We start from the raw sequence: 9,190 nt of genomic DNA, 5'->3' as shown, positions 1-9,190 counted from the left end.
TATCATTATTATTCCATAATATTTCTATCCCAAGAGGTATTGACAAAATCTACTCCCTTCTAACTTGTTACCAATGGTGTAGCATCCAGGCTGGATGTCGTGACGGGGATGCTTAATGTAGCCGTTGAGATTGTTGCACAATTCGATCGTCTGCCGATCGACAAATTCAAAACCCGCACCGTAAGCGTCACCAATCGCTAATTCTATTAACATATATTTAATCCGGTTTCCTAATATTTCATTCCCTGTTTTTCCCGTAAATTTAAAATAAAAAAACAACCCAAAGCAGCCTACTTATCTAACACGCGCCATCTTTAGTCAACACTACCCAAATTGTTTTGCAAATCAGACTAATGTCGTAAAAAACAGACCATTTGCGCTGATAGTCTAGATCCATGCGCACAATATCGTCAAAGTCTTTCACTCCAGACCGTCCGTTGACTTGCCACTCCCCAGTCAGGCCGGGTTTGACATTTAAACGCTGCCAGTGAACATCGTCATAGCCAGCAACCTCATCGGGAGTTGGCGGTCGAGTTCCCACCAAACTCATGTCGCCGACTAACACGTTCCAGAATTGAGGCAACTCGTCCAAACTCGTCCTCCGCAAGAAGCGGCCGACGCGGGTAATTCGCGGGTCATTTTCATTCTTAAAAATGTGACCCTTGGCTTGGTTGTTAACTAGGTGTTTGAGCTTGTCTGCACCGACAACCATCGATCGAAATTTCCACATTCTGAAATGTCGCCCTTTGAAGCAGCAGCGGACTTGAGTGTACAGCAGCGGGCCCGGATTGTCCAACAGCATCGCCACTGCCACCGGCACCGCCACCGCAACAGCAATTGCCAGTCCCAGCAGCGAGCCCAAAATATCGATCGACCGTTTTACCTTGCTCGTTACGGATCGGTGATGTTGTTGTTTTGATACACTGACTCTGTAAGTAAATTCTTGAAAAAATAAGGACAGCATTTCTGATAATGATGATTTCGACGAGGCACCCATCGGAAATTTCATATGATTTGTCTCAACTTTAACGATCTCTTACGTCCATCTTATTAGCCATCTCAAATCTGCAGAACCTCAAATGCTGAGCTTTGCAAAATCTTTAAAAAGCAACAACATTTTTATAAACTTTCTGTGTATTTCCTCTAAAAAGGTATAAACTTTATGTAAACTTAAGTAAATTTACATAACAAAGTTACTCTTGACCACAAAAAACCCGGTTTCTACTAGGAATGTTCGGGGAACCACAGGGAGGATTCCACTGAGAAACCGGGTTTTTTGCCGTTTAGCGATAAGTATCCGTGCGAACATCCCAAGCAATTGTTAGCGGTTCTAACAATTTTTGCTGGCTGCTAGAAGCGAGTTTGCCTAAATATTCGCGAACAACAGAGGCTTGTTCGAGATTCAAGCGATAACCCAGTGAGACATCTTCAAAGAAAAGCGGCTCCGCCAAAATTGCTTCCCAATCGGGATTTTGCCTCGACTCCTCGCCCAGCAGCATGAAATCTTCCTCCGCAGGCACAAGTCCCGCCGGCAAATTTCCTTCCAAAATCCGCAGAATCCGGGGTTCGCAGGTGCGGGTATTCACGCCCTGGCGTTCCAACAACTGCAAAATTTCCTGAAAGCTCAGAGGTTCCTCACCCAAAACCTGCATTAATTCCCACAGCAGAAAAAAGTCGCTGTACTGCTGCTGCGACACATCCAAAATTTGAGGATAAAGAGCCAAACTCGCCAACCCGCAGGCAACTCGACCAATTTTTTCTGAAAAATTTGTACTTGGAGATACAGAATTTAATCCAGAATTGTCAATTTCCAAAATATCTCGATCGACCTGCAATTCCTGGTCTTGAACAACGATCGCATTCGGCAACTTCTGCCGCAACCAGCGGGCGATCGCAGGCCAAGCACCCATACCCCCTGCACAAATCGCCTGATTAATCCCCGCCGGCGACATTCCCGCGCGACTGAGCAAAGCATTCAATTCGCGGTTCAACTGCTGCACAAAAGGCACTAAAACCAGACTTTCCAAATCTTTGCGCTTCACATCCCAATGCTGCTGGCCAATATCCAAAGCAAAACTTTTTTGATGTTGCAAAATAACTTTTATTTGCCTTGCCGCCTCTAACAATTGCAGCCCAAAAGCAGAACCTTGTAACCGCTGCTGCAATTGATAGCGGTTCGGCAAATCTGGATGCCCAGGACGTGGCAAATCGATCGACATTCCCCAAGTTTCATTTTTAGCCAACAACTGACAGATAATATCCTGATCGAAAGCATCGCCAGCAAAAGCAAAACTGTGGCAAGTAAAATCAGCACGAGTTAAATCTTGAAGATTGGACGGCAACTCAACTAAAGCTAATTCCACCGTCGCCGCCCCCGCATTCAAAATCAAAGTTCCCCCGCTAAAAGACGAAGCATTCACCGTCAGCGGTGCAACTTCTTCACCGCCCTTAGCAGAATCGACGGCTGACGACTCGACTTCCATGCCATTTTTCACAGGAGTTACAGCAGCAAGCAAAGTGGCGATCGCATCTTCCACCACAAAAATTTGCGAACCAGAAGCCACCAGAGACGCGCCCAAAACAGCCTCCCGCAGATTAAACCGATAAGCATCCGACCAACCGGCAGGAGTCCCCAAAATTACACCCTGCAAGTCTAAAAGCGCCGCATCAAGAGTTTCTGGCGTCAGTCCCGAAGCCCTACAGACTAAATTGGAAACTGGCAATCCTGCAAAAATCGCCCTCGGTGCAGAATCTAAAACTTCCCCCGACGCGCCAAATTTTTGCCCCTGCTTCCTCGGATTCAAAGTAGCCAGCAGTGCCCGCACACCTTGCAGCGGCAAGGCGATCGAAAAAGCCTGCAACGGCGACCACTGCAACAGCGGTTCATAGATCCCAGCAGCTTCCCGCTGATAAGGAATGCCCACCTTTAAAGGCAATTTAAAATTTTGCAGTAAAAATTCTCCCGCAGGCAAAGCCAGGGGTGGAATTCCCACCGACTTGACTGCCACCTCTGACCCTGGGGTTCCTGGGGCTGTTTCCGCAAGCACCGCAGCCGAGGGAATCCGAAAGCTGCCGCCAGCAGCGGAACCCTCAGCCTGCGATGCTTCCCAGTAAATCGGGTGCAACTGACGGCTGGCACGATCGACCAAAGCCGCCGACAGCCCGCTGGAACCGAAATCAATACCCAAATACCAGCGAGAATTCGGGCGTTCCCGGGATTGAGTGTCCGAGTCAGGGAAGGCCGGGGCGATCGCACCTGCAACAGAATAAAGCGCCGACTCTTGCTGCTGCGCGGCCAACTCGCTCAACTCCGTTTTCCTCTCAACAACTCCTGCTTTACTCTCTGTCGAAATTAGGTTTTTTTTTTATTTTCTGGAGGACTCGATCGCAGTTCGTTAGTTTCGGCAGTTTCTGGAGGAGGAGAATCAGTCAAAGGTCGATCGGTCTCGGTCAAACTAGCCAAAATCTCGTCTAGCGTCAAGTTCGACTCGTCTTCCTCAGCAAACAAGTCATCCTCAAGTTCGTTTTCCAAAACAAAGGATTCATCCTCAGATGAGAGTTCCAACACATCGGAGAACAAATCCTCCAGCGTGCCGAGTTCTTCCTCTGCGACCTCGGCAAAGGGATTTTTTGCACCGCCTTCCTCGGGGGAACTCGCCGATAAATCCAAGCTGTTAGCGGCTGAGGAATTCGATCGCCGGGAGCTAGTATTTTCTAATCCCTCCAGATTGTAGAGGTCTGCCTCCAAAAGTTCCAGAGTATTGTTGTCCAAATTTAGAGCTCGATCGAGGTCATCTTCTAATGCCTCGACCGGCAGCAAATCCTCGTCCGGCGAAGCTTGGATGTAGCCATCATCAAGCCGCTGCGACGAAGTGCCGGACTCGCCTGTTTGAAAATCACCGATTCTCGACAAACCGGGCGCGGCACTGGGGCGGTTCCGGCTAATTTCAGCAGGCGTTCTCAATGGCAAAGGTGGCGGTTCAGGCATCGCAGCGTCGAACTGCTCGCCTCGGTTTTGAGCCGTTTCTAGATTTTCTCGATCGTCCGCGTCAATTTGCAGCGAGGCGGTTGAGACTGGCGGTTCTGAAACTTGAGGTACTGATGCCACTTGCGGTTCAAATAAACCGGCACTATCTAAAGTTAAAGATTCTACAGAATTACCTATTACGAATTCTGAATCTGGATTTACTAAAATATTTTCCAGTGATTCGCCTTCATCCAGCAGATTTACAAACAAATCTTCGGTCATATTTAGGGCGTCGGCAGTTTCATTATCCGACGCCGCTTGATATTGTACAGCCTCACTTGCGGTTTCAAATTCAGTATTTTGGGGTAGTACAGTTTCGAGTTCTAATTCTACTTCTGCGACTGCTTCTCCCGCGAACAAACTTGCATACAAATCCTCAATATCTTCGCCTGTTTCTGCTAATTTATTTTCCGATTCAGCGCCGGAAAAGGCAATTGTCGGTCTAGGTCTTTCGGGTGCCGAACCGAACAAATTCTCTTCCAAGTCAGGGAGCGAAATTGGGGATTGAATGCGGTCGCGGTCGCGCCTCAACTGTCCGAATTGCGGAGAAATTTCTGTACCGGCGTAGGGCAATCTGTCTTGTTCTCCGAATTCGCCGGTGCGATTGGACTGCACCAAGTCTCCACTCTGAGTGTCAGGGGCTGACTGTTCGATCGCAGTATTTGAGAGGGCTGGAGCGGCATCAGACGGATCGGCTGCGTTTGGGATGACTGTTTCGAGATTTGCTAAATCGATCGGCTGCTGCACGTAGGAAGACGCTTCTCGCCCCAACTGTACGGCCAAGTGGTTGACGAAAGCCGCGAACATCGCCTCGCTCTGCTGGCTCAAACCGTACATATTTTCGAGTTCTTGTCCCAACGAAGCTTGATAGCTTTGCATATTTGCTTGCAAAGCCTCGAACACGATAGCCATCCTAGAATCGAGACTCATCAGCAAACTGTCGGCACGAGATTGCAACAGTTGCATTTGCTCCAACCTTTGAGCCGGCGTCAGCAGCGGGTGTTCTCCTGAGGTTTGTGGGTTAAGTGTTACGTCAATAGCCAATTGTTCATCAGGCGCACTGCCCAAAGAGTGAGTTGCTGCGCTGCTTTGCAATAACTGATTTTCTAGCGAACTTAGAATTTGGGAGAAATCGCTAGTCAAGGTTTCTTCCAAACGGGCAGTCAGTACCTGCAAGAATTCAGAAATGATTTGCTGTTGGTTTGCTTGTTGCTGAGCTAGCGATTGTTGCTGCTGCCGTTGTGCTTCTAGCTGTTTGATTTCTTGAATTAGAGCTTGCTGCTCTTGCCGCAGAGCTTCTATGTCTTCTTGGAGCGGCTCCGTCAGGCTTGAACGCAGGTGGCTGATTTCTCCGGTTACGGCAAGCATGATTTGCTCTGCGGCTGAGGGGCTAGGGGCCCTGGGCGGCACTTTGGGCACTGGAACTGGTTGCGGGCGGACATTGGTACTGGCGGGCGCCTTTTTGGCCGCTAGTTTGGAGTCTGAGGAAACCAGATAAGCGCGAACTCGCTCTAAAAGTTGGCGCTGGTGGACAGTATCGATCGAACCCGTCCAAGGCAAGCGGGGTGCGGGCTTGCTGAGTACCTCGTCAATCTCAGCAATCAGTGATTGAATTTTGTACTTCTGAGAATTCAAGGGGGGAACCTCTGGGAATGCGGCTTGGGAGAAACTTTACCGAAAAAAGACTGAAGTCAGGCGGCAGCGATGCCAATACATAGAATAATCTGAATGCGAGTCCGTCAATAATTGACTAATATTTTCTGACAACTGTTAATTAACCTTTTATCTTCGGATAACTTCTATTGCCTATGATAGGTTAGCCGGTACTTCCGCACCAAATGCTCGCTTCTATCAACTGCAAGTGCTGCCAAATTCTGCGTCTGCTTTCCTGTTTGCCGGGCCGGAGGTCGATTCCTGCTCGGGATAGCTGCGATCGCACGAACTTTTGTCTTCACCCGCTCTAACGGCCTGCCGCACACCCGTCACCCCAAGTTTGGCTAGCGTGGCGGCGCCCCACTGTCTCTTCATCTTTCACCGACTTGAAAAAAACCTCAAACAATTTGCGATTTGGGATGCCGGGATTCGGGATTGTCTCCGTACATTCGGTTTTAGTAACCTTTCATAATAGCCTTTTATCTGTATTCATGCCTAGATACTAATGGTACAATAATCTCGGGGTAGCAGAAAAGTTTGCTGCGAACTGCGTCGGTTTTGCTCGCTAAGAGCGCCCGCCTTTAGGCTCGCAATAGCTGTCGATTTTGCCGATCGTGCTGACATTTGACAGATTCCAGGCAGTTGCAGTCGGATTGGGTCGCTGTCTGCCTTGCTTGCAGGCTGGTGCTGGTGGATTTTGCCGATCGACTCCAGGGCCGAGTGACAACAAATCTCTCAGCAGTGTTAAGCTTTCTAAGCAAAGTGCTTTCAAAGGTAATTCGATCGGCTCAGTCGCTTGCCACGTTGCTAAAATTTTGTTAATAAAATTTGCTCAGTGGTAGGTATCTAAAAAATTATGGTATATTCTTTAGTTTCTAGCTCGCAATCAGAGCTTAAGGCTATTAATTCCCATATTCGACCTTTGACCGCAAAACTTTAGAGGTAAAATTGCCGATTTTAGATACTTGTTTGTCAAATCTTGAATCTAAAATCGAATGACTCGGCTGCAAGCTATTTCTAACTGCCCAGCGCAGCTCAAGCGCATAAATTAAAATGATGGCCTCATGGAAGACCGCTTTAACACCCGAGATCCGAATTCCAATATAAATCAATTGATAGTTTCTACTCCTTTTTTTGCAGGCTTGCCCGATCCTGTAATCGAGAGAGCAACTCTCCACATCGTTACCCGCAGTCATCCGTCAAATCAAGTGATTTTACTCGAAAATGACTGGGGAACATCAGTGTATTTTATATTGGATGGTTGGGTGAAAATTCGCACCTACAACCTAGACGGAAAAGAAGTAACACTGAATATTTTAGGGAAAGGAGAACTGTTCGGGGAAATGGCCGCGATCGAAGAAGCACCGCGATCGACAGATGTCATCACCCTAGCGCCGACACTGATCGGCAATATGCCATCTCAGGATTTTGTGCAGCTCATTCATACCGAGCCGCTAGCAGGCATTCGCCTCGCTCAACTGATGGCTCGTCGCCTGCGACAAGTCAACCGCCGCCTGCGTTTGCGAGAATCTGACAGTACCTCGCGAGTAGCAGATATTCTATTATTTTTGGCAGAGGGGCAAGGGAAAATCATGTCATCAGGAGGTACAGAAATTCCCAACCTGCCACACAGAGAATTGAGCAGCCTCAGCGGGCTGGCTCGGGAAACAGTAACGCGAGTGCTGAGCAAGCTGGAAAAAAAAGGAACTATTCAGCGCGAACGTGACGTTTTGTGCATTCCCGACCTGCACGCCTTGGAGCGTCTGTTAGTCTAGAAGTATCAGAGATTGCTAAATTGAATCTAATTCAAAAGCACTCTCTGTTAACTAACTGATATTGATGATTTCCCGCCGGAGGTAAAGCTATGAGTTTTAAGAAAATTTTTGTTGCCTTAGATGATTCTGAACTTAGCCACCGCGTCTTCAGTCAAGCTTTAGAATTAGCTCTGAGCGATCGGGCCCAGGTGATGCTATTTAACTGCGTTACTGTCAACTCGCTGGGCGAGACTGCCGTGCCAATTCCGGTAGATTTGGGTATGAATGTCGAGTTAATGAATCAAGCTTATCAAGCTCAACGTTTGCGGCTGGAAACTGAGGTAAAACAGGCTTCGGGTTTTCTGAAAAAATACTGCGACGCGGCAGCAAAAGAAGGATTGCAGGTGGAATTTGACTGCAAAATGGAGGGCGCTCCGGGGTATTCTATCTGTGAATCCGCCCAAAATTGGGGCGCAGATTTAATAGTGTTGGGGAGGCGCGGCCGCACGGGGTTGGCAGAAGCTTTCCTCGGCAGCGTCAGCAATTATGTCGTTCACCACGCATCTTGTTCGGTTTTTGTAATTCAGGAAGTCAAAGCCGAAAAATGATGCTGCTGAAAATTTTTGCTGAGAAAGTGTATCTAAAATAAGAATCGCGTTCGTACCTAAACCCGGTTTCTGCGAGCAAGATTAAATTTGGCCGCGAAGCATTCAAAGAGTGAAACCGGGAATCAGCCGTATAGCGCCCAAGTCCTGTAACATCTAAAATCTAAAATCGGAAAACCGGGAATCAGCCGTATAGCGCCCAAGTCCCGTAAAATCTAAAATCTAAAATCTAAAATATAAAATCGGATGAGTGATTTTTTGTCAGCAGATGCTGGGTCTAATTCGGGCAGTTCACCCACTACAAATAACGAGCCGGAAACCGCCGATATTTCAGCAATGGCTGGCGATCGCACAAATCCAGATCCGGGGAAGCGCGAATTAGGGGAAGCGCCTTTAAGGCTCGTAGAAACGGCATTTTTGGCAAGTACCGCTAGCTTGATTTGGCTGGTAAATTATTACTTTCCGCTGGGGCCTTTGCTGCGGGTTTTTTTCCCGATACCGATCGCCCTAGTTTACCTCCGCTGGGGCAACCGAGCCGCTTGGATGGCAGCTTTGGTATCGGGTTTGCTGCTGTCGGTACTCATGGGCCCGACGCGGAGCATTTTATACGTGATTCCTTTTGGAATTATGGGAGTTGCGCTGGGAGGACTTTGGAGGCGCAAAGCGAGTTGGTCTTTATCTATTAGTTTGGGCGCGCTAATTGGTACTGTAGGCTTCTTTTTTCGGTTTTGGCTGCTGTCAGCTTTGGTGGGTCAAGACCTCTGGGTTTACGTAACAGCCCAGGTAACAGAGATGGTGGAATGGGTTTTTGTGAAGCTGGGCTGGCTTAATGTACCGAGTTTGAACACTATTGGGGCGATCGCCGCCGGGATGATTTTGGTTAACAATATTGTCTATTTATTTGTAGTGCATTTAGTAGCTTTGCTGCTGTTAGATCGTTTGGGAAATCCGATTCCGCGGCCACCGCGCTGGGTGCAACTTTTGATCGATTATGAAGAGTAGTTATTGGGCATGGGGCATGGGGCATGGGGCATGGGGCATTGCTAATTGCTACTAAATAACTAATGACTAATGACTAAGCTGTTAAACATCTAAACTGCATTAACTAAGTTGCCTTTATTTTTTATCTTTCGGTTCCATTTCATAATTAG

Annotated in this window: 9 protein-coding genes; 3 read left to right on the top strand and 6 right to left on the bottom strand. The window is 48.0% G+C overall.

The genetic code is table 11. From position 1 onward, the window contains the following. Positions 1–24: 24 nt before the first annotated feature. The 6 genes from QUA78_RS30750 to QUA78_RS30725 form a co-directional block, all read right to left on the bottom strand. A complete protein-coding gene (locus QUA78_RS30750; RefSeq protein ID WP_333306004.1) occupies positions 25–213 on the bottom strand; it encodes an ADP-ribosylglycohydrolase family protein in 189 nt (62 codons plus the stop codon). Positions 214–298: 85 nt separating this feature from the next. Further along, complete coding sequence (locus QUA78_RS30745; RefSeq protein ID WP_333399202.1) at positions 299–964, bottom strand: sugar transferase; 666 nt, start codon at positions 962–964, stop codon at positions 299–301. Between the two features lie 319 nt (positions 965–1,283). Continuing rightward, positions 1,284–3,308, bottom strand: coding sequence for a hypothetical protein (locus QUA78_RS30740; RefSeq protein ID WP_333306000.1), 2,025 nt, complete (start codon positions 3,306–3,308; stop codon positions 1,284–1,286). 44 nt (positions 3,309–3,352) lie between these two features. Further along, entirely contained in the window at positions 3,353–5,662 is a 2,310-nt protein-coding gene (locus QUA78_RS30735) for a hypothetical protein (protein WP_333305999.1), read from the bottom strand. A gap of 216 nt (positions 5,663–5,878) precedes the next feature. Beyond that, the gene (locus tag QUA78_RS30730; protein ID WP_333305997.1) at positions 5,879–6,055 is read right to left on the bottom strand and encodes a hypothetical protein; all 177 of its coding nucleotides are present in this window, start codon (positions 6,053–6,055) and stop codon (positions 5,879–5,881) included. Positions 6,056–6,245: 190 nt separating this feature from the next. Next, positions 6,246–6,452 carry a hypothetical protein gene (locus tag QUA78_RS30725; protein ID WP_333305995.1) on the bottom strand — a complete coding sequence of 69 codons (207 nt, stop codon included), beginning with the start codon at positions 6,450–6,452 and terminating at the stop codon, positions 6,246–6,248. Between the two features lie 292 nt (positions 6,453–6,744). On the opposite strand from QUA78_RS30725, the gene QUA78_RS30720 reads away from it, so the two are divergent. The 3 genes from QUA78_RS30720 (at position 6,745) to QUA78_RS30710 (ending at position 9,041) form a co-directional block, all read left to right on the top strand. Then, a complete protein-coding gene (locus tag QUA78_RS30720) occupies positions 6,745–7,455 on the top strand; it encodes a Crp/Fnr family transcriptional regulator (RefSeq protein WP_333305993.1) in 711 nt (236 codons plus the stop codon). An 89-nt stretch (positions 7,456–7,544) separates the two neighbouring features. Further along, positions 7,545–8,042: a universal stress protein gene (locus QUA78_RS30715; protein ID WP_333305991.1), complete on the top strand. Its 498-nt coding sequence runs from the start codon at positions 7,545–7,547 to the stop codon at positions 8,040–8,042. A 243-nt stretch (positions 8,043–8,285) separates the two neighbouring features. Then, entirely contained in the window at positions 8,286–9,041 is a 756-nt protein-coding gene (locus tag QUA78_RS30710) for a DUF2232 domain-containing protein (RefSeq protein WP_333305989.1), read from the top strand. Positions 9,042–9,190: the final 149 nt, after the last annotated feature.

The organism is Microcoleus sp. K4-B3 (assembly GCF_036704615.1).
Classification (GTDB): Bacteria; Cyanobacteriota; Cyanobacteriia; order Cyanobacteriales; family Microcoleaceae; genus Microcoleus.
Note: the sequence above shows the minus strand (reverse complement) of the source record. Positions and strands in the feature narration are given on the sequence as shown.